This window comes from Oscillatoria sp. HE19RPO (assembly GCF_024220515.1).
Classification (GTDB): Bacteria; Cyanobacteriota; Cyanobacteriia; order Cyanobacteriales; family Laspinemataceae; genus Laspinema.
The window spans coordinates 1-21,697 of the sequence record NZ_JAMXOT010000257.1 but is presented as its reverse complement, the minus strand read 5'-3'; the positions used below and the strand labels follow the sequence as shown (position 1 = coordinate 21,697).

At 49.1% G+C, this 21,697-nt stretch carries 13 protein-coding genes; 9 read left to right on the top strand and 4 right to left on the bottom strand.

The window, feature by feature from the left end; all coding sequences use genetic code 11:
* Positions 1-451: 451 nt before the first annotated feature.
* Positions 452-2,554 carry an S-layer homology domain-containing protein gene (locus NG833_RS21800; RefSeq protein ID WP_254567380.1) on the top strand — a complete coding sequence of 701 codons (2,103 nt, stop codon included), beginning with the start codon at positions 452-454 and terminating at the stop codon, positions 2,552-2,554.
* 150 nt (positions 2,555-2,704) lie between these two features.
* On the opposite strand, the gene NG833_RS21795 is transcribed toward NG833_RS21800, so the two are convergent.
* Both NG833_RS21795 and NG833_RS21790 read right to left on the bottom strand, forming a co-directional pair.
* Positions 2,705-4,294 (bottom strand): glycoside hydrolase family 5 protein, encoded by a 1,590-nt coding sequence (locus NG833_RS21795; RefSeq protein ID WP_254567379.1) that lies wholly within the window; start codon positions 4,292-4,294, stop codon positions 2,705-2,707.
* Between the two features lie 1,115 nt (positions 4,295-5,409).
* On the bottom strand, positions 5,410-6,888 hold the full coding sequence (locus tag NG833_RS21790; protein ID WP_254567378.1) for a leucyl aminopeptidase: 1,479 nt from the start codon (positions 6,886-6,888) through the stop codon (positions 5,410-5,412).
* A gap of 280 nt (positions 6,889-7,168) precedes the next feature.
* Here NG833_RS21790 and NG833_RS21785 point away from each other — a divergent pair, with 280 nt between their 5' ends.
* The 3 genes from NG833_RS21785 (at position 7,169) to NG833_RS21775 (ending at position 12,199) form a co-directional block, all read left to right on the top strand.
* Positions 7,169-8,290, top strand: coding sequence for a class I SAM-dependent methyltransferase (locus NG833_RS21785; RefSeq protein WP_254567377.1), 1,122 nt, complete (start codon positions 7,169-7,171; stop codon positions 8,288-8,290).
* A gap of 208 nt (positions 8,291-8,498) precedes the next feature.
* Positions 8,499-10,655, top strand: a complete 2,157-nt coding sequence (locus NG833_RS21780) for a transglycosylase SLT domain-containing protein (RefSeq protein ID WP_254567376.1) — start codon at positions 8,499-8,501, stop codon at positions 10,653-10,655.
* A 188-nt stretch (positions 10,656-10,843) separates the two neighbouring features.
* Positions 10,844-12,199: a response regulator gene (locus NG833_RS21775; RefSeq protein WP_254567375.1), complete on the top strand. Its 1,356-nt coding sequence runs from the start codon at positions 10,844-10,846 to the stop codon at positions 12,197-12,199.
* Positions 12,200-12,305: 106 nt separating this feature from the next.
* Here NG833_RS21775 and NG833_RS30575 read toward each other — a convergent pair whose 3' ends face one another.
* A complete protein-coding gene (locus NG833_RS30575; protein ID WP_256556108.1) occupies positions 12,306-12,434 on the bottom strand; it encodes a hypothetical protein in 129 nt (42 codons plus the stop codon).
* Between the two features lie 197 nt (positions 12,435-12,631).
* On the opposite strand from NG833_RS30575, the gene NG833_RS21770 reads away from it, so the two are divergent.
* The 5 genes from NG833_RS21770 to NG833_RS21750 all read left to right on the top strand — a co-directional run bounded on the left by NG833_RS21770 (position 12,632) and on the right by NG833_RS21750 (position 20,500).
* Positions 12,632-14,206: a CheR family methyltransferase gene (locus NG833_RS21770; RefSeq protein ID WP_254567374.1), complete on the top strand. Its 1,575-nt coding sequence runs from the start codon at positions 12,632-12,634 to the stop codon at positions 14,204-14,206.
* 17 nt (positions 14,207-14,223) lie between these two features.
* Positions 14,224-15,276 carry a chemotaxis protein CheW gene (locus NG833_RS30855; protein ID WP_254567373.1) on the top strand — a complete coding sequence of 351 codons (1,053 nt, stop codon included), beginning with the start codon at positions 14,224-14,226 and terminating at the stop codon, positions 15,274-15,276.
* A gap of 263 nt (positions 15,277-15,539) precedes the next feature.
* On the top strand, positions 15,540-16,865 hold the full coding sequence (locus NG833_RS21760) for a methyl-accepting chemotaxis protein (RefSeq protein ID WP_254567372.1): 1,326 nt from the start codon (positions 15,540-15,542) through the stop codon (positions 16,863-16,865).
* A 492-nt stretch (positions 16,866-17,357) separates the two neighbouring features.
* A complete protein-coding gene (locus NG833_RS21755) occupies positions 17,358-18,806 on the top strand; it encodes a methyl-accepting chemotaxis protein (protein WP_254567371.1) in 1,449 nt (482 codons plus the stop codon).
* Between the two features lie 326 nt (positions 18,807-19,132).
* The gene (locus NG833_RS21750) at positions 19,133-20,500 is read left to right on the top strand and encodes a methyl-accepting chemotaxis protein (RefSeq protein WP_254567370.1); all 1,368 of its coding nucleotides are present in this window, start codon (positions 19,133-19,135) and stop codon (positions 20,498-20,500) included.
* 207 nt (positions 20,501-20,707) lie between these two features.
* Here the strand turns inward: NG833_RS21750 and NG833_RS21745 are convergent, their stop codons facing one another.
* On the bottom strand, positions 20,708-21,421 hold the full coding sequence (locus tag NG833_RS21745) for an NnrU family protein (protein ID WP_254567369.1): 714 nt from the start codon (positions 21,419-21,421) through the stop codon (positions 20,708-20,710).
* Positions 21,422-21,697: the final 276 nt, after the last annotated feature.

Here is a 21,697-nt window from a genome sequence, read left to right as displayed (position 1 = left end):
TTGCGCCCCTACAAGAAACTACCTTGACAAGGCTAGGGTTTAAACCCATTGCAGTGGGGTGAATTCGTGACCGACTAAGGGGCCAAATTGCAGAAAGTCACCCTATAGAATAGCTTGTTCTCGGGACAATCAGGGGAGTGTCATACCCCCTCATCCAAAAAGCCGATTAACTCTTGCACGAGGCGAAAACAACCGTTGTGCCAATTGCGCTTGTGACCGTCCTCCTCCCTATCCGCCAGAATGCGCTGCGTACAGTGTAAACATAATCGGACGACCAAGGACGATGTAACGGGCTTGGGCTTCATCACCTACCACCCTTTCCGGCGATCGGTGCAATTACCAATCCGCTGGGTGCGCTATCGAGACCCTATCTAATGCCCAGCAATCCGCCCCCATTCCCCTTGGTGTGACCCGGTTTTTACCAGCAAATACTCAGGAATTCTCATCAATTATGGCTACATTTTACGTCGATCCTACCAACGGAAACGATTCTGCTGCCGGTAGCCAAGTGGCTCCTTTGAAAACCCTCACCGCAGCCTTGGTTAAATCCACCTCCGGCACCACAATCAAGTTAGCCAACGGCTCCTATACCGGAACATCAGGGGAAAAATTCCCCCTCGTTGTCAAAGCTGGCGTGACCCTGGTGGGTGATGAAGCCACGAAAGGAAAAGCCATCATCATCCAAGGGGGTGGTACAAAGACGATGGGCAATTGGCCCAGCCAGAATATCACGATGTATCTGGAAGAAGGGGCCGAACTGCGCGGCGTTACCGTCACCAACCCAGGTACTTCTGGGGTCGGGGTTTGGGTCCACGGCGTCTCTGCTACCATCGCCAATAGCACCTTATCTAAATCCAGTCGCGAAGGCATCTTCGCTAGCGGTACCGCCAAACCCACTATCGTGACCAACGTCTTCTCCGAGAATATAGGCAACGGGATGTCATTCGTTGACAATGCTAAAGGGGAAGTGCGAGGCAACCTGTTTCAAAAAACGGGCTATGGCTTAACCATCGGCTATCAGTCAGCGCCTTTGCTCAAAGATAACCACATTCTGGAAAATCGCACCGGGGTAGTCATTAATGGTGACGCCAGTCCCGTTCTTCGCAACAATACCATCGAAAAGAACGAGGAAGATGGCATCACCGTTACCAATAATGCCAAGGTGGACCTAGGGACGAGCGAAGATCCTGCTGGTAACACGATTAAAGATAACAAGCAGTATGATGTCCAAAGTACCAGTACCGAGAAAATCCTCAGTATCGGCAATACCCTGAGTGCGACCACTGTCAAAGGTGATATCGAGTTTGTCGCCAGCGATGTCCCGGTTCTTGATGATGATGATGACTCTGATTCTGACTCTGACTCTGATTCTGACTCTGAGACCCCGACCAACTTAACAGATATTGACGGTCACTGGGCAGAACCTTTTATCACCGCAATGGTCGAGAAAGGCTTGATTGCTGGGTTCCCCGATGGCACATTTAAGCCGGAAGAGAAGCTGACTCGCGCTCAATATGCGGCGATCGTGGCGAAAGCGTTTAATGAAACCTTGAGTGATACCACCACGGACTTCACCGATGTCGCCAGTGATTTCTGGGGTAAAGAGGCGATCGTCAAAGCCAACCGCATGGGCTTTATCGCCGGATTCCCGGATGTGACGTTCCGTCCCAATGACAATTTGACTCGGGTCCAGGCCCTGGTTTCTTTAGCCAGTGGGTTGAAACTCAGTGACGGAGATGCCGCGACCCTGGGATATTACACCGATCGCGCTCAAATCCCCAGCTATGCTACCGATGCCGTGGCAGTCGCCACGGAAAAAGGGATGGTGGTGAACTATCCCAATCTCAAGGACCTCAATCCGATGCGGGAAATCACCCGCGCTGAAGTCGCGGCGATTATTTACCAAGGCTTAGTGGTCAAAGGACTCGCCACCGCAATTACTTCATCTCACATCGTGGCATCCGATGTCAAATCCCAGCCTTTGAGCGATATTGCCGGTCACTGGGCCGAACAATTCATTCTCGGCTTATACAACGCCGGAGCAATCGGGGGTTATCCCGATGGCACTTTCAAGCCCGATGACAAAATGACCCGGGCGCAATATGCCGCCTTACTCACCAAAGCCTTAAATCCTGAAGTTAAACGGGATGCGGCCACTTTTAAAGATGTTCCCGAAGATTTCTGGGGCTACGTCGCGGTCCAAACCGCCTATAAGAGCGGATTTATCTCCGGCTTCCCTGATAATACCTTCAAGCCGACTGACAATGTTCAGCGCGCCCAGGTGATTGTTTCCCTGGTGAATGGACTGGAATTATCCGGTGGGACTGCTGAGAGCTTAACTAAATTTAGCGATCGCACCAGCATTCCCGAATATGCTAAGGAAGAAGTGGCAACAGCCCTCACTAAGGGATTAATTGTGAGCTATCCCAGCGCTGACAAACTCGAACCCACTCGCGATGCCACTCGCGCCGAAGTCGCGGTGATGATTTATCAAGCCTTAGTCAATGCCGATAAAATCGCGGCGATCGACTCGGATTATATCCTCTCTGCGTAAGCAGTTGAGCGCTTAGGGTGGAGCAATTCACTCCACCCCAGTCTTCATTCTTCTCTCCTGGCACTTCTTCTAACTCCTTGAGGGGTGGGCAAAAGCCCACCCTTTTCTGCGTGAAAGGGTCCGGAAACTGTCATCTCCTGTCATCGCGGATCATCCGTGACAATAGCGGCGTTTCACTCCCAAACCCGCCACACCAAACAGGACTAATCCGGCGATCGCAGAAGGTTCGGGAATTTTACGGGGACGCTTGGGTTCATCCGTCACCACTGGAGGAATTACTTCCGGAGTACGAATGGCATCTGGCTCCATCTTCTCCGTCTCCACTGGAGGCATGGCGATCGGCTTGAATAGATGATCTATCTCTTCAGTCTCCTCACTCTCCACCGGAGAAATTACAATCGGGTCCAAAATCGCCACCTCTTCAGTTTCCTCAATCTCTTCAGTCTCTTCAGTCTCCTCACTCTCCACCGGAGAAATTACAATCGGGTCCAAAATCGCCACCTCTTCAGTTTCCTCTGGGTCTGTTGTTTCTACAACTCTATCTACCATCGAGAGTCCTAGGGCCTCTACCATGCTTTGATTGAGGATGCGTTCTTCATCCACCTTGTCAAACAGGCCAAATCCCCCGGTATAATCCCACATGGCCCAACCGATATCGTATTCCTCCAAAGCCGTTCGCACATCATAAATCCACGAAACCCGGTCTTCCTCCTTGACAAAATTTCGATAAACGCCAAACTCATTCGCCGTCAGACGAACATTATGTTCTGTCGCCCATGCCGCAGCGAGTCCAATCCGGTCTTTGATTTTATCAGCATTCCACTGTTGATCGCAATAGGACTGGGCGATGTGCCGTAAGTCTTCGTCGCTCATTCGCAGGATCACCGCATCACATTCGACTGGATTATAAGGATAGGGGAGATCCCAAATCAGCTCAAAGTGAGGATCTAGCCAATCGACGCCTTGATGGGTAAAGGTCATCGGTTCATAAAAGTGGAAATTATAGACCACATTGGGATCCGCAACGGGTGTGAGTTGGCGCAATCCGTCGATGCCACTCCAGTCGTATCCCGTGGCGATCGCCGTATGCTCCGGCGCACCGGCACGAAATGCACCTAAAATCTCCCCCTGAACCCAATCCCATCGTTTGACGGGATCGACCTCGACTGGTGCAAAGAAGTTAAAAGAGGGTTCGTTGAGCACTTCTAAAAATACCAAGTCTGGATCCCGGGGACTGAGATGTTGTGCTAATGCCCCCGAAAACTGGGTGAATGTATCAACAAACTCATCATCCCTGGCCAAAGATGCTTTAAATTCATTGTTGGCTTGCAAATCCACAATGACGCCTAAATCTCGTTCCAGGATGCGATCGAGGGCTGAGTCTAAGTAGCCCAAATATTCTCCATTGAGCGATTCGGGATCGCTCTGGTCAAGCAGCAGAGCCGGATCCACCGGGAGGCGAACGTGCTGAAATCCCAAACCCGCCAGCAAATCAAGGTCTTCATCGCTGATAAAATGTTCCATGTGAAACGGATTGTAAGTCTCACTTTGGGCAAACCAGTGACTTAAATTGATCCCCCGGGTGAGGCGATCGAAGCGGTTTTCTAAGGGATTTTCTCCGCCATCGGGTAGGCTGGATGTCGTTAAATCCGCATAAGCTGGACTCGCTGTAGGGATGAAGAATGAACTGATGGTCAACCCAGTTAGGGCGAAAAACTGTAAGAGTTTGCCTGAATTCATAGAACCTCTTGGTTATAGATGTCATGAGTAGTTGAATGCTATGTGTGCCAATAACCCTCTACAGAAGTCAGCCAATGAGTAAAGGCTGTTTTGGATAGAGGATGATATCCACTTTTTTTGTAAAGCGGGATGTCACCTTGTTAAATTCTGTGAAGGGTGCGCTTCGTCGAGCAACAAATTAATTAAAGTTGCCGTCAATACTCTTGGATTCAAAAGTGGTTTATTCCGCTTGTCTCAAAGATAAGGCACTAACTAAAGCAACTGTACATAATCTTTTATCAAAAACCCAACCCCCTTTTGATAAAATTCTTTAAAACTTTATATTCTCTTTATCAAATTTTTACTGACTTGCGTTAAAATAACTACCTGTAGATAGAAGAAATATTTACCCTAATAAGTCTTCAAATTTATCCTTGATTATTGCAAGTATTCTGATGGGTCGCGCTCCTGGCTATTTCTTCAGCAATTTTCAGGAAAGGGTAATCTATCTCTAGCGATAGAACCGTTCATTTTGATAAAGCCATTCTATAACTTTAGACTGATTCCTGATGATTTCCTTGGGAATAAATGAATTTTCACCCAACCGAGGAATTGATCGCCGGCTCGTTGCGACTGACCCTCAATGGATCCGACGGGTCGGGGATCAAACTCCCAAAAAGTAGGGACAACGGAGTGAGGGGGGTAATGGCAGGTGAGAAATTTTTATACGTTTACTAACCGGGTACTAACCGGGGCGATCGCCAGACAATCCCCAGGAGGATGACTGACCGATTTATTCACAAAACCCGGGCGGAAACGCATCATTTCGCATTTCCACCCGGGTTTGATACCAAATCCGGGTATGAAAAGTCGTTTTTATGGAGTAGCCCGCGCAGGCGGGCTTTGTCCTGGTAGCTCCACCCTTGAGGGTGCGGGTTTTTATAGACCTTTGACAACCGGATTCCGTATGAGACTTCTAATCAGACTGACGCCCAGAAACTGGTTTTTTTGAAAATGGCTCGAATTGTGAACCCGATCTTGATCTCATCAACCCAGTTTCTGAGTCAACCTGTATGACAAAGGGTTAGGACCTCATCCTGAATCGGGAGTTTATCACCCGACTCACCCGGAACCGATTAAGCCGGATTCAGGACCCAATTGACCAAGGTGCGGACCCCGAAACCCGTTGCCCCAGAACTGTTATATCCCTTATCTTTCTCCGTCCAAACTGGCCCTGCAATATCTAAATGCGCCCAGGGGGTTTTCTCCACAAATTGCTTGAGGAACAGTGCCGCAGTAATGGAGCCACCGGGACGCGGCCCGGTATTTTTCATATCCGCGTGCAGGGACTTCAATCCCTCAAAATAGGACTCTTCCATCGGTAACTGCCAGAACTTTTCTCCAGCAGTTTTAGAAGCGGTGAGCAACTGACTGGCTAACCCTTCATCGGTACTCCACAACCCGGCAATATCATTACCGAGAGCAACCACACAAGCGCCGGTGAGGGTGGCTAAATCAACGATCGCATCCACCCCCAGTTTCTCCGTAAACACCAAGGCATCTGCCAGGGTTAAGCGACCTTCCGCATCGGTATTATTGACCTCAATGGTTTTACCATTAGAAGCGGTGAGGATATCTCCCGGGTGCATCGCCCGACCACTAATCATATTCTCCGTCACCGCTGCGATGAAGTGCACCTCGACATCGGGTTTTAATTGCCCGATCGCCTTCGCCGCACCAAACGTTGCAGCAGACCCCCCCATATCCATCTTCATCGTTTCGATGCCACTGCCGGTAGGCTTAATATTTAGCCCCCCCGAGTCAAACGTCAAACCCTTACCGACGATCGCCAATTTCCGACGGGGTGTCCCTTGAGGTTTGTAGGTCAAATGGATAAATTTCGGAGGCATTTCCGACGCTTGCGCCACCCCGAGAAACGCACCCATTCCCAGGTTGGCACAATCTTCCTGTTCCAGGATTTCCAGATCCAGACCATATTCAGCCGCCAGTTCCTCCGCCGTTTCAGCCATTGACATCGGCGTGACAATATTGGAGGGGGCCGCCACCAACTCCCGGGCTAAATTCACCCCACTCGAAATTTGTAAACCTCGGGTAATTGCCGCTTGGCGATCGGCTAAACCGAGCAGTTCCACTCGTTCTAGGGGCGAACCCTTTTCTTCCGGGTCCGACTTAAAGCGCAAATCCTTAAACAGGGCTAATTCTATCCCTTCCGCAGTCGCCTGGGCCGTGATATCCGGGTCATTATTCCACACTGGCAGATCAATGCCGAGGGTTTTGCACTTTTCTTTACTCGCCACCTTGGCAGCAGTTCCGGCAGCACGTCTCAAACTATCCACACTCAGGGATTCGGACTTGCCTAACCCCACCAGAATAATCTTGCGGATGGCACTGCCGCCGCCAACCCGAGTTACGGCGCTACTGTTGTCTTTGCCTTTAAACTCCACCTCAGCGATCAGTTCGGCGATCGTCCCGCCTAGTTTGTCATTGAGCTGACCTAATTCCCCGGTGATTTCCGTCGCCTCTTCAAACACCCCAATGGCTAAGGCGTCTCCAGACCAGTCCAACCGTGGCGTTTCTATTCCTTGAAATTCCATTCCGAGTCCTGACTAATGTAATACTTCGCAACAATACCAGTATGGATCGAGATTGATGTTTTCATAGAGGGGTTACAGGGGTTGTACCCGGTCAGGAAAAAAACCCCCTAAGTCCTGAAGGCGATCGCCTTCAAAGGCAAGAATCATCCTCAGATGAGACGGGTTGATCAGAACCGCCCTAATTTTTCCGCAGAACCAAGGTTTCTTTGCGTAAGTCTTGCCCAACATAGTAACCTGGAATTGAACTTCTATTTTTGGACATAAACTAGGAGCATAATCTGTGGTTTCCGAAGCCTCTAAACAGAGAGCCGAACCGTTATCAACACGAACAAATCCCCCCGCGCTCTGCGTATCTCAAACCGAACCCGTGCGGGATCCGGAACTGTTAGCGCAGGCCCTACGACACAAATTAAAAAACTTGACCGGGGCAATGGGTGAAATCGTGATGCCTTGCATCCCCGCCATGATCGATGAACATCTGAAGCTGGTCATCGGAGTGATGAAAGGGCTTGGGCAGAACCTCAGCGACGAACAAATTCAGTCCTTGAAGAGTTCCTTATCCACCCATCTAGCGGAGGGTTTTCGGGCCTCTCCCCATGCTCGTCTGAGCGTCAAATTTAGCCCACCCAGTCCCACAGAAGGGTTGACTAGCGGGTTAAAAATCACGGCGAATATTCATACCTCATCCCTAGAAGAAAAATATGATGGGTGGGTGAAAAATCGCAGCGGTCCCTTATTTGGACCTCATGCCGATGCCAAAATCATTGATGTGGCTGCAACCTTCCCGGACAAGGAACAGGCCCCGATTCTCGATGTGGGTGCTGGGACCGGGCGCAATACCTTCCCCTTAGCCAGACAAGGACATCCGGTGGATGCGGTGGAACTCACCTCAGTATTCGCCCAAAAACTTTTAGCCACTGCCGAGAGTGAAGCCTTGCCGGTGCGAATTTTTCAGGGGAATATTCTCGACCCCAATCTGAATTTACCGCCGAGTTACTATAAGTTAGCTGTGGTTTCAGAAGTGATTTCCCACTTCCGCAATCTCAATCAAGTTCGCATCCTGCTGGCCAAATTATCTGCGGGACTAGAAAGCGGTGGATTGTTGCTGTTTAATGTATTCTTGCCCATTGAGGGATATGAACCGGACGAAACCGTGCGTCAAATGTCCGAAGTTGTCTGGTCCTACCTGCTCACCCGGGATGAACTGAAGTTGGCAATGGCAGGACTGCCTCTAGAAATTCTCTCGGAAGAGTCGGTGTATGAGTATGAGCAAGCTCATCTGCCCTCGGAAGCATGGCCCCCAACCTGGTGGTTTGTCAGTTGGGCAACCGGGCGGAATATTTTTCCATTTGCGGCGACCCCGCCAGTGGAGTTACGCTGGGTTTTATGTCGGCGCAAATAAGAGCAGATTGCGATCGCCCTGGAGCCTGAGATTGCCCTTGAGGGGGGAGAAGCATGAATTGAGATGAGTTAAGATTCATCAACACCCACCCCGGGTTGAAGCACCCCAAATCGGCTCATGATTGTCTCAACCCAGGTGATTCGATCTGCCAAATTCTCAAGGAAAAAATTAAAATAAGGCTGTTGCAGCTCAGGGACGGGGAAACTTGATGTTTAGAAAAAAGCAAAGATCCAACAACAAGGTAACGATCGCCGTTGGCATTGGACTCTGGATTTTGTTAATCGGTGCTGCTGTACCCATGAATAAATGGATCGAATGGAGTCAGAAGACTCCAGAAATACTCAGCTTCGGGGGAAAGCTGAGTCACCAGTCTGCGGTGAAACCTTTAGCACTGATACCTGCGGAGCAAAGAGCGAGTCAGTTAGAACAGTTGGCAACCAATGGCAAGGGTCTCGATCGCGCCCAAGCTCGTTATGTGTTAGCTAATGATTTACTCGACCAAGGGCAGGCTTCCCAGGCCCTGGAATGGCTCCAAGAGCTAGAAAACGACTATGAACTGCTCGCCCCCTACATTTTGTTTAAACGCGCTCAGGCGTATGAACTGACGAGCAATTCAGCCCAAGCGCAGGAAACTTGGACAGAATTGCTTCAGAAGCATCCCGATTCCCCGGTAGTGGTTGAAGCACTCTACGCCTTGGGAAAAAGCAACCCTCAATATTGGGACCAGGCCCTGGAGAAATTCCCCGCTCACCCCAAGAGTATGGAAATTGCTCAAACCCGCTTAAAAGAAAATCCGAATCGCCTGGAGTTATTATTGCCGATCGCCAATCACGGCTTTTACCTGGACAATTACAAATCCCATCTACAAAAACTGACCAATCAACATCGAGATCGCCTCAGCGCAGAAGATTGGGATGCGATCGCCTTTGGCTATTGGGAAAAACAAGACTATGGCAAAGGGGGAGAATCCTACGCTTTCGCCACCTGGAACCCTCAGAGCGCTTATCGTCTCGCTAGAGGACGTCAGCTCTCCGGGGATAACAACGGGGCCATCTTAGCCTACAAACGACTCTTTGTAGACTTTCCCGACAGCGAAGAAGCCAGCATGGGGTTAGAGCGACTGATCACCTTGCTCGAACCCAAAGAAGCCATCATTTATATCGACGAACTGATTAACCGCTTTCCCAACAAAGCAGGAGAAGCCTTCTTCGCCAGAGCGAAAGTCTTGGATGAACTCGGAAGCCTCAGTGCAGCCAAAGAAGCTCGGGACAAGGTGCTCAGTGAGTATAGCAATTCCGAAGGAGCCGCTGAACTGCGCTGGAGTTTAGCCCAACAAAGTGTAGCGATCGGCAAGTTTGATGAAGCGCGCAAGTGGGCTTTGGAACTCCTTCAGGAAAACCCCGAGAGCGAACTGGCTCCGGAAGCGGGGTTCTGGGCCGGAAAGTGGGCGCAGCGCCTAGGGTTAACCAAGGAAGCTCGTCAAACCTACGAAACGGTTTTGTTTAACTATACCGAATCCTACTATGCATGGCGATCTGCCGTGCTGTTAGGATGGGATGTGGGTGACTTCACTACTGTCCGTTCCCTGAATCCGGCGATCGTCGCTCAAACCGAACGGGTTGAAATCCCAGCCGGATCCAACCTCCTCAAAGAACTGTACCTCCTCGGCCAAGACCAAGATGCCTGGACCCTCTGGCAGGCCGAATTTACCAACCGCCGAGAACCCTCAGTGCCTGAGCAGTTTACCGATGGATTGATTCGCCTTGGGGTTGGAGATAATCTCGATGGAATCTTTATGTTGTCCAGTCTGCGGTGGCGAGACAAACCCGAGGACCAAGAGCAGTACAAACAAATCAAGGTCAAACCTCATTATTGGGAAGCACTTTATCCCTTCCCTTATGCTGACCTGATCCAGAAGGCTTCCCAACAACAACAAATGAATCCCTTGTTGGTAACGGCATTAATGCGCCAAGAGTCCCGATTTATGCCAAAAATTCGCTCCTCCGTGGGTGCAGTCGGGTTGATGCAGGTCATGCCAGAAACCGGGTCCTGGGTAGCCCAAAGCATGGGACTCAAAAATCACAATCTAGAAAACCCCGAGGATAATATTAACATCGGGACTTGGTATCTAGCTTTTACTCACGGGCAGTATAAAGATAACTCGATGTTAGCAGTGGCCAGTTACAATGCTGGCTCCTCAAATGTAGCCTCCTGGATCGAACGATTTGGATTCGATGATCCCGATGAGTTCGCCAACCAGATTCCTTTCCCTGAAACCAAAGGTTACGTCCAGTACGTTTTTGAGAATTACTGGAATTATTTGCGGCTATACAGCCCGGAAATTGCCAAGAAACTCGGACAATAAATCTCCCCCCAGTTCGTGAGGTTACCGACCCTCGAACCCTGCAAATCTTACCCTGTGAACAACCCACCGGCAGGATTTGGGGGGAGTACCCTTTTAGACCAAGAACGGGATCGGGAAATATACGGATGTCCAAACTCTTTAAAACGGGCTAACTTAGTGATGGAAAATCGACTCAAGAGCGGCTACTTATGATATTGGAGTCTTTAGGCTGTGCAAAAATTGCTGGTGAGTTAGCCGCGCTAATGCAGCAAAAAGTGACGGGGACATGGCTCGTTGTCGCTCAAGAATGCACGGGTTCTTCCGAACCCCCGGCTCCAGGGCCTAAGCCCCTTAACAGTCGCCCCCCGGGGCGACCCAATCAGTCCTCGGGGAAAGACCGCTTGACCCCAAAGGCTGATAGTGCTTCGCCCACAGTTCGTCCAGGTCCGGCTCCACCCCCCTCTCCCTCCCCCGAGGAACGCCAGTGGCGATTTTACCTGATCAGGGGCCGGTTACTCTACATTACGGAAAGTGTTCACCGGGTCCGGCGGTGGTCCAGGGCGTTGCGACAACACTGCCCCAAGTTCGTGGTCGATCCCAAAGATGTGGCCCAGGGAGAACCCTGGGAATTTCAACTTCTGCAATCGGGAATGGACCAACATCTGCTCAGTCCCACTCATGCCAAAGCCCTGATTCGCACGAGTAGTTTAGAAGCCTTATTCAACCTGGCCAGCTATGCTAAAATTAGCACCCGTTGGCATCCCCTACCCCTGGAGTCTTTACAGATTCCCAGCAACATCGCCCTCTCCGCCCTGGATGTGGCCCAGGTGTTTCAGAAGGCCGAACAGCTCTGGGAACAGTGGGAACAACTCGGGTTACACTACATTAGCCCTGACTTTTCCCCGGTATTAAGCCATCCCACTCAGCTCAAACAACAAGTCAGTTCCCAGTCATTTTTGACCCTCAATACCCTCTTCAACGGGGAAAATACGATTTGGGACCTGGCGATCGAGCGCAAGCAATCTATCGTGGGTGTGACCCGAACTTTACATCATTTCGTAGAACAGGGTAAAATCTCTCTCCAAACCGTGGCCGATTGGCCTTCCCCTCTGGAACAGTGGCGCATCGTTCGGGCGGCGGTAGCCCCCAAAAAACCCTTGATTGCTTGTATTGATGATAGTCCCCTGGTTTCAGAGGTCCTCGCTCGGATCCTCCAACCTGCCGGTTACGATACGATCGCCATTCAGGACCCCATGCAAGGGGTGGCTATCCTCTCGGAGAAAAAGCCGGATTTTATCTTTTTAGATCTGGTCATGCCTCAGACTAATGGCTACAATCTCTGCAATTTTTTACGTCAAAGCAACCTCTTTCGCGAGACCCCAATTGTCATCCTCACCAGTCAAGATGGCATTATTGACCGCACCAGGGCTAAATTAAATGGGGCTTCAGATTTTCTCAGTAAGCCCCCCGAGGCGGAGAAGGTGCTGCAAATGGTTGAAAAATACCTGAAATGCTCCGATCGCCCAAACCCCCTCCCTGACATGGGTTTTCCGGCCCTGGCATAACGGATTACCCGGGCGATCGCCCCCAGGGGCCTCGGTCTCCCCCCGGCCACTCTCTCCCTCAATTTCAGGGTGTCTTGTGCTCTACTGCGCGATGAGATTAATGGACCTAGGCTCCCGTCTCGGAACCGGCGATCGCCTCCAGACTCAATCTGGGTCTGGCACGAATCCCCAGAAAACGGCTATAACAATAGAAGAGGGTCTGTACTGAACTGATCCGCGATCGTTTTAATCTCATCTTGTCCCTGCTCATCCAAGCCAATCCCGAGCAAAATGGGAATGGGTTCCTTTCAATCGAAGGCGATCGCACCCTACCCCCTGATTTTGAGGAATGCTACCCCCTAGATGGCCCGCTTTCTTCCCCTTCCTGGTATTCGCCTTTCTTCAGACTGAGTTCTACCGCCCTAACTTGCCTCTCAAAGTTTCTATAAATAAATGAGTGAAGTTTTAATACAACTTTTTGTCCAACTGATTTCTAACTATACGGGTTTGCGAATCAGGACTCAAGACCGAGAGGCTTTATGTCGTAAACTTGGGTCTCGGATACGCTCCCTTAAATTATCCTCCCCCGAAGATTATTATAAGTTACTAGAGGGAGGCATCGACCCCAATCATTCCTTTTCAGGAATTGCCGCTCAAGGAGAATGGCGAGAACTCATCACCCTGTTAACCACAGGTGAAAGTTATTTTTTTCGAGATAGCGGTCAATTTTGGCTCCTTGAAAATGTCCTGCTCCCGGAACTCATTGCCTATCAACGAGAAGTTAGTAGAGCCGCTGGAAATGCTAAACCCTCCCTGCGGATTTGGAGTGCCGGATGTTCCACGGGAGAAGAACCCTACTCTCTGGCAATTCTGCTCACGCAACTGATTCCCGACTGGGAAAACTGGAATCTTTTTATCTTAGGAACGGATATTAATCACGAGTCGATTGTTCAAGCCCAACAAGGACTATACAGCCGTTGGTCATTTCGGATGGTAGAACCTGAGCGCCTGCCTCAATATTTCCAGCCCCGAAAAAACCAATGGAAAGTTGAAGAAAAATATCGCCGGTTAGTCACGTTTCGGGTGGGTAATTTAGCTCGCGATCGCTTTCCGGACCCAACAGGTGACCTCGCTCATATCGATTTAATTATCTGTCGAAATGTCTTTGTCTATTTTGAATACGAGGTGATTGGGGAAATTTTAGAAAAATTTGCCAAAACCCTCCGAACCGGGGGATACTTGATGACGGCTCATGCAGAACTTCACGGGCAGAACTTAGAACCGTTTACTCCCAAAGTTTTTGCCCAGTCTGTGGTTTATCAACGCCGAGATAACGCTTCCGTCAAGATCCCCGTCTCTCCCTATCAAGGGTATAACCTCCCTTCATCCTTGCCCTTACCCCCCTCCTCCGGGATTGCCCCCACTAGAAAGTGGGATCAAATCAATAATAAATTTACCCGGCCTAAACGCCAACCGCCATCCTATCGGTCGAGTCCCTCTTCCTCAGATATTACGCTGAAAAATGCTGATATCAGTCTCCTGTTGCAAAAGGCTGAAACCCTCTTTAATGCCGACCGCTTAGACGAATCACTCCAGACCTTCCAACATATTGTTCGATTGCAGCCTCGACATTTTCAAGCCTATTATCTAATTGCTAAAATTTATGCGAACTTAGGAAACTATCACCAAGCCGAGCGCTATTGTCAACAAGCTATTTCCATTGATGCGTTATCGGTTCAACCTTACTACCTCATGGCTCATATTGCTGAGGAAAAAGGAGAGTTGGACCGGGCCAAATATTGGTTAAAGCGAATTCTTTATTTAGCGCCACTTTCTCTCTCAGCTTACTTGGAACTAGCCGCAATTTATGAGCGAGAATCTGACCTAAAAAGAGCGAATAAAATGCGAAAAACTGCTTTAGAAATTCTGGATACATTACCTAAAGATTATTCAGTAGACTATGCAGAAAAAATGACGCTAAGTGAATTAAAAGACTATTTGATAAAAACCCTTAAGAATCAAGAATAAATCGGGAGAACATCACGGTGAGCGAACATCACTCTTATTTAATATTTAGCTTAAATGGGTCACGGTATGGGGTGACAACCAATGCCGTGCAAGAAATATTTTTCTTACCGGCATTAACTCCCATTGATGAAGCCCCTCGGGACATTGTGGGGGTGGTCAATCTGCGGGGAGAAATTTTACCCGTGATGGATTTAAGCTTACGGTTTTTTCAGCGATCGCTCGATTACCAGATTACAGATAGCATCGTCGTCATTGAGTGGCAAACCGTCAAAGTAGGGCTGATTGTCAACCAAGTTCATGAAGTGCAAGACATTCCCTTGGAGGCAGTCGCCCCCCAAATTGCCTATGGACGACAGAACGGCACTCCTTCCCACCATTACATCACCGGGGTCGCCAAAAACCTCGGAGAATTGGTGATGCTGATCAACCCCGAACAATTAATTCAATATTCCGATTCTTCAGAAACCCCCCCCGTTGAACTCAACGGGACAGAGATCCCCGGGACCCCCCCCTCCGTTCAGAAAAACCGCCGATTCTGTCCCCATGCTACCCCGGAAGAAAAGGCACTCTTTCAAGAGCGGGCCGACAATTTAATGAAACTCAGCGAGGGTGAAGATTTTACCGGATTGATGCCGATCGCCGTGATCGGGTTAAACGATGAATATTTCGGTCTCGATCTGAATGTCGTGCGGGAATTTACCGACATTCGAGAGATCACCCCCATCCCCTGCTGTCCCAGTCGCATCATCGGTAACATGAACCTCCGGGGTGAAATCGTCACCTTAATCGATATTCGCGAAACCTTAAACCTCCCCATCACCCGTGCCATTAGCGGCAACAAGGTGATGGTTGTTCGTATCGATGAACTCGTCGCCGGGATTGCCATCCAGGAAGTTTGCGACGTCATGTATCTGCACCCGTCCAAAATTGCCCCAGTACCTGCCGCCATTCACTCCAATAATGATGAATACCTCCGGGGTACAGCACCCTATCGAGAGAAAATGATGAGCTTGCTCGATCTGCCTAAAATTCTCACCGAGGGAGAATTAGAAGTCAATGAAGAACCTTAATTCTTCCGAGAATTCTTCCGGGCGTCGGAGTGACTCCCACCCTCCCTTAGCCATGAGAACCCTTGGGGGAGACTCGGGAAGAGAATCCTCTGGGAGTGCAAAACGAATTGGGGAACATGAGGCCCCAGGCTCAAAAGATTAGTTTCCTTCAAATCCCTCTGTGTTGCGAATTTTAATCGAATATTCTTCCTTCTGAATTCTGGATTCTCGGGTTTAACGAATGAATAATCACAAGATGTTTTGTTGGTTGCACCGACGGACCTATGTTCAACCCGTTAAAACTAAAAACCCGTATTTTACTGGGATATTCAGTGCCGTTATTGCTGTCCCTTGGCTTTGCCGCAGTGATTTCCTGTCAGACCCAGACCCTCGAACAAAAACTGGACACCGATGCCGCAGGAGAACAAATCCTGGACAACTCGGAACGGATGGTGTCTGGCCTTTCCCAGATGCAGCGTTATAGTGCCAGTTTTTTAGTCTATCCCGAAGTTGATTTTTTAGTTGAATACGAAAAAAAATCTCAATTATTTGAAGAGTCTCTTGAATCTCTCGAAGGGCAGCTTGAACACCACGATTTGCAAATTCGCTTAGATAAAATTAAAGAATTAGGAAATCAGATCGATAGCTTGAATCGATATCTGATGACTTTAACACAAACTCAAAGAAGAGACCAAGCCATTCGAGCTTTTGCAGCAGTAGAAAGTCGTAATCTGGCTCTAGAAATCACTCAAGCTTTGGATGATTTTATGACGGTTCAAGCCCAGCTTGAAGTGGGAAAAGCCGAAGCCACTCATATTGCGATCGCCGCATTAAATGAGTGGGTGTGGGTGGGGAGTGTGGTGTTAGTGCTATTCACCCTGACGATTTCTACCGCCTGGACTTATCGAATTGTCGAGGCGATCGCCCATCCCCTGCTGTCCCTCCAATCCACCGCCAAGGAAATCACCCATAACATCTTAATGAGTGAAACCCTCTTGATTCGTCAAGGTCAGGACTTGAGTCAAACTAGCGCCGTCCTGGAGAGCTTAACTCAATCCGCTGATCTTCACGCTCAAGAGACTGAATCCACCGAGATTCAAGTCGCCCAGATAGAAGATAAAATGCTCTCTTGGAAAGCGCATCTGGCTAAAATCTATGGACTCACTCATCGGGTGACCGATTTAGCCACTCAAACCAATCTGTTAGCGCTTCATGCCGGGGTTGAGTCCCAGCGACCCGGATTGGAATGCCACTGTTTGGATGCAGTCGCCACGAAAATGCGAACCTTAGCCACACAGACCCAAAAATCAGCCGAGCAAGTCAATACCCTCGTCACCCAACTGGAAATCGAACCCCATTCTGTAGCGATGGAACTGGAAGAACCGGAGCCAAATCTCGAACCGATTTGGAGTGCGATCGGTGAACTAGCCATCCAGACTCAGGACCTTTCCAAGGCCAGTCAGCAGCAAGCTACAACAATTCAACAGGTGTTCGAGGCTCTGGAGTCGCCCTATCAAACTGCCCGAGAAACAGCTCAGACATTAAGCGAAACCAAAATCCGCCTTCAACAACTCAACCGAGACACTCATCAGTTGTTTGAACTTTTATAATCCAGGTCTGAGTCGGGAGTCTTTCTACTCGGTTCTTCCGGTTCACCCCCTCGTCCTCAGTCGGGATTGCCAGTTCTGAGTCGTGAATTGAGGTGTATCTTAATGCGCCCTGGAATAGCTGGCGATCGCACTTTTTATTAAAACTCGGTTTTCTCTCTTTTCCAAGGACCGGACAAGGACAGAACAAGGACAGAACTGTGTCCCTGTATCCGCACCCAAAGAGCCTATCGGTTGTTTCTTCAGACCCCAGCCCTAGGGAGGCAGTTTTAACCTGGACTAAGCGCCTAGAGAAGGAGCTAACCATCCCAGGAACCTTTAAAAGTCCCCAGCATCGAAGCGGGAAAGAGTAGACTTTAGGTATCACTAGATTCACTGGACTGAGCCAAAACAATCGAGTTCAGGCTCAGGTAAAACCAGAACTATCAGGTGAACCGTTGCTGAGGGCTGATTCCAGAGTGCCTCAGCGCATCACCCCTTATGAGGAATAAAAATATGAGGTTAGGGCGAAAGCTGTATATAGGATTCGCGATTCCTACCCTGTGTGTGGCCGGGTTGGGGATTTATTCCCTCATTTCCTTTGCCAATATCGACCGACAAGTCGAAACCATTTATGATGATCGCGTCGTTCCCTTACAGCAGTTAAAGGTAATTTCTGATAATTACGGAATCTCCGTGATTGATGCGGTGAATAAGGCCGATCGGGGCTTGTGGACGATGGAACAGGCGTTGCAATCGGTCAGAACTGCTCTTGACCGGATAGAAGTGAACTGGCAGGCTTATAAAACGACGCAACTCACCCCCGAAGAGGTCAGACTGATTCGGGAAGTCGAGCAATTGTTCGTTCGTGCCGATCGCGATATTGATCGTTTACAACTGGCCTTGCAGACTGGGAACCGGGCGGTTGTCAGCGAATTTAATGGCTATCTCTATGAAGCGATCGACCCACTCACGCAGAAAATCAATGAGTTAATTGATTTACAGTTGGAAATTGCCCAACAAGAACGGGAAAAAGCGGCAGAGGTGTACCAACGCACACAAATTATTTTTATTCCCTTGTTGTCCCTGGCTTTATTGATTGGTTCACCTCTGGGTTTTGCGATTATCCGAGGTGCGATCGCCGCTACCCTCACAGATATTATCAATACTCTGGCCAGCACCTCCACTCAGATTGCCAGCGCCACCACGGAACAGGAACAAATTGCCCAGCAGCAAGCGGGTTCCGTGCATCAAACCAGTGTAGCAATGGAACAATTAAATCGTTCCGCCGCTCAAGCCGCCGCTCAAGCGATCGCATCAGCGACTGGGGCCGAACAAGCCCTCACCCTCACCGGATCCGGGACTCAAGCGGTCGATCGCACCCTGGAGGAAATGGCCAAACTCAATGAAACCGTGGGATTGATGCGATCGCGGGTGGACGAACTGAGCGAACGCGCCAATCAAATTGGTGCGGTCGCCGGGATCGTTAGCGATTTAGCCACTCAAACCCGGGTCCTCGCGCTCAATGCTGCCGTAGAAGCAGTCCGCGCCGGAGAACAAGGCAAAGGATTTGGGGTCGTTGCTACGGAGATTCGCAAATTAGCCGATCAAAGTCATCGATCTGCCGAAAAAATTAATCTCCTCGTCACCGACATTGAACAAGCGCTCAACTCCACCGTCCTCGCCAGTGGCGAAAGTTCCGAAAGTGTCGCCGAAGGTATCCGCATTGTTGGGGAAACTGCCTCCACCTTTGAAGGGGTGCGAAATGCTATTAATCAAGTGGCACTCAATGTCTCCGAAATCTCTCTCAATAGCAAAGAACAAGCCAATGCTATCCAACAAGTTCTCACCGCTATGAACGAGCTGAATCAAGGCGCTTCCCAAAGTGCCACGGGGATCACTCAAGTCAAAATTGGTACCCAACGACTGAAAGAAGCTGCTTTGCATCTCAAGTCGGTGGTTTAACGATCGACTCCATTTAACCCGGAAAAAAAGACGCTCCCAGTTCTCAACCGAGCGTCTTTCTCATTAAATCAGAGTCCCCGTTGCGAGTGCCGTAATTTCATTCATTCATTCATTCATTGAACATTCATTCAATTCATTGGGACCCAACTTAACTCATACTCTAATCCAGTTCCATTATTTGGGTGAAGTCACGGAATCCTAATCGTCCTTATTCATACTCATTCACATCCCTCTCTCTTATGATGCTAAACCAATTGAGATTAAGAAATCGCATGATTTTAGGGTATTCAATTCCAGTGCTATTGTTTTTTATATTAACTGCATTTGTGTACCTTAAAACCCTTAAAATTTCTCAAACATTCAAACAAGTTGAATTAACTCAAAACACCGTAAGAAATGGTCAGGTGTTAGACAATAGTTATCGCGACATGGTAACAGCACTTCGAGGATATTTGCTTTTTAATACTGAAGAATTAATGCTTCAATATACCACAGCAAACCTGCGATTTAATGAAGCAGCAATCAACACCCTCAATACAGCGCAAGATTTTCAGCAGATCCAACGAACTGAAGAGATGATTCAAGTTCAAAAACAGTATGATAATTTTTCCCAAAGACTCATTGCTTTAGTCAATCAAAACAGAGTCCCAGAAGCTGTGGACCTGTTTAAAACGGGCGAGGGACAAAAATATATCCAAAGTTTTGTAGAATTGAGCGAGGAATTTAACGATGCCGAGGAGGAGGTTTTAAATCAGGCAACTGCTGAAGCCAAAATAGCCATCAATAGTTTGATAGTGGCCCTCTTATTGGGTGCAGTTATCTGTCTGGGCTTCTCGGCGATCGCGGCAATAGGAATTTCATCCGGAATTTCTCGCACCATTGAGCAGGCAGTCAGCCGCATTGCCAACTCCTCCACCGAAATTGCGACCACCTTAGAACAACAAGAACGCAACACTGCTCTAGCCGCCAGTGCAGTCAATGAAACCACAACTACAATGGACGAACTGGAAGCCTCATCCCGTGAATCTGCTGAACAAGCTCAGTCCTCCTCCGCCGGTGCGCGCCAAGCACTCCATTTGACAGAAATTGGCACCCAGGCTGTCGGACACAGCCTAGAAGCGCAGAGAATTTTAAAAGAAAAAGTTACTGGAATCGCCCAGCAAATTTTACAACTGAGCGAACAAACCGCTCAGATTGGAAATATCTCAAAATTGGTCAGTGAAATTGCCAATCAAACCAATATGTTAGCCTTGAATGCAGCGGTAGAAGCGGTGCGAGCCGGGGAACAAGGGAAAGGCTTTGCGGTGGTTGCCAGCGAAATCCGCAAGCTGGCGGACCAAAGCCAAAAATCGGCTCATAAAATTAATACTTTAGTCGGGGATATCCAGGGTGCGATTCATTCTACGGTCCTCGTCACCCATGAAGGGACAAAAACCGTCGATCGCGGGGTGGATATCGCCCGAGAAACCGCTGATGCTTTGAATGGCGTTCGGGATGCGATCAACGATGTGGTGATGAGTTCACAACAAATTGCCTTGAACGCTCAACAACAAGTCACTGCGATCGAGCAAGTGGTTGAAGCCATGAATTCGCTAAATGTCGGGGCCAAAGAAACCGTCCAAGGCATTGCCAATACCCGAGAAAGTACAGAGCAACTCAACCAAGCCAGTCTCGATTTAAAGGCAATCATCTAAAATTAATCAAATCTTCATCTCCCAATGACAAATGACAAATGACAAATGACAAATGACCAATGACAAATGACCAATGACAAATGACAAATGACAAATGACAAATGACAAATGACCAATGACAAATGACCAATGACAAATGACAAATGACAAATGACAAATGACAAATGACAAATGACAAATGACAAATGACAAATGACAAATGACCTCTTACCAAGGGACATTACTGGTGGCCCGCATTAGTAAGGGGTGCGCCCACCAGAAACCGAGGGTAAACAGGGTGACGCCGAGATATGCCGGACGTAGAAATTCATCCCATTTGAGGGTTTGGCGGCCCTGGGCGATCGCCAGAAAGGGAATCACTGAGGTGCGAGCTTTAACGGCATCAAAGGCTTCTCCATATCGGGCTTTCATGCGCCGATCGCCATGCCAAACCGCAAATAAATGGTGCAACACCAAGCCAATGGAGGTTACCAAGGTAAAGGAGGTCCCAATCCACAGGGTGTGGGCCAGACACCAAATCACTTGACCTACCATTTGGGGATGGCGACTAATTCTGATAATTCCGGTTTCAAATAAGTGGACTTGCGGCTTGGCGATCGCCGCCACTTCTAACAAATTAAACGTCGCCGGGTAGAGAAACAGAAACGAAATCCCCGAGAGGGTCCAAACCAACGGCATCACCCCAGGCACACCCTGAACTTGCCACAGTTGTAGGCCATCGTAGCGGTGGTTAAAGAAATAAATAATCAGCACCACAGCGAAAGGGAGACTCACCAGAGCGAACAAAACGCGGTACAAGCGGGGGCCGATGAGTTGTTCCCCCCGAGGGCGCAGGGCCGCTAATCCGCTATGGGCGATCGCGAACCCAAACAACAGCCCGATCATTATAAAATGGCTAGAAGTCAACCAGTCTGAGAACATCCCAAGCTTTTTCCCACTGCAAATATCCAACTCCAACGGACCCGTGCGATCGCTGACCGGGCTGGTTCAGATTGCCACAGATACCGGAACGGATGCTTAGGCTCGTCGGAGGTGAAAAACATTTTAAGGCATCCCCTAGGGTATTCCAACAAATAAATCATCCAAATCCGAGAGTTAATGACTATAGAATACTCTTGTAGCCCGCGCAGGCACCGCTTTGTCCGCAAGTGCCCCAGGCTTTCTAAGCGGAACGCTACGCGAACAGCCTGCGGGGTT

What these genes read in the sequence shown, in the direction of transcription:
- NG833_RS21760 (WP_254567372.1), top strand. Translation starts at nt 15,540, where the DNA reads ATGTTCAACCCGTTAAAACTAAAAACCCGTATTTTACTGGGATATTCA.
- NG833_RS21790 (WP_254567378.1), bottom strand. Translation starts at nt 6,888, where the DNA reads ATGGAATTTCAAGGAATAGAAACGCCACGGTTGGACTGGTCTGGAGAC.
- NG833_RS21780 (WP_254567376.1), top strand. Translation starts at nt 8,499, where the DNA reads ATGTTTAGAAAAAAGCAAAGATCCAACAACAAGGTAACGATCGCCGTT.
- NG833_RS21795 (WP_254567379.1), bottom strand. Translation starts at nt 4,294, where the DNA reads ATGAATTCAGGCAAACTCTTACAGTTTTTCGCCCTAACTGGGTTGACC.
- NG833_RS21770 (WP_254567374.1), top strand. Translation starts at nt 12,632, where the DNA reads ATGAGTGAAGTTTTAATACAACTTTTTGTCCAACTGATTTCTAACTAT.
- NG833_RS21745 (WP_254567369.1), bottom strand. Translation starts at nt 21,421, where the DNA reads ATGTTCTCAGACTGGTTGACTTCTAGCCATTTTATAATGATCGGGCTG.
- NG833_RS21755 (WP_254567371.1), top strand. Translation starts at nt 17,358, where the DNA reads ATGAGGTTAGGGCGAAAGCTGTATATAGGATTCGCGATTCCTACCCTG.
- NG833_RS21800 (WP_254567380.1), top strand. Translation starts at nt 452, where the DNA reads ATGGCTACATTTTACGTCGATCCTACCAACGGAAACGATTCTGCTGCC.
- NG833_RS21775 (WP_254567375.1), top strand. Translation starts at nt 10,844, where the DNA reads ATGATATTGGAGTCTTTAGGCTGTGCAAAAATTGCTGGTGAGTTAGCC.
- NG833_RS30575 (WP_256556108.1), bottom strand. Translation starts at nt 12,434, where the DNA reads ATGAGATTAAAACGATCGCGGATCAGTTCAGTACAGACCCTCTTCTAT.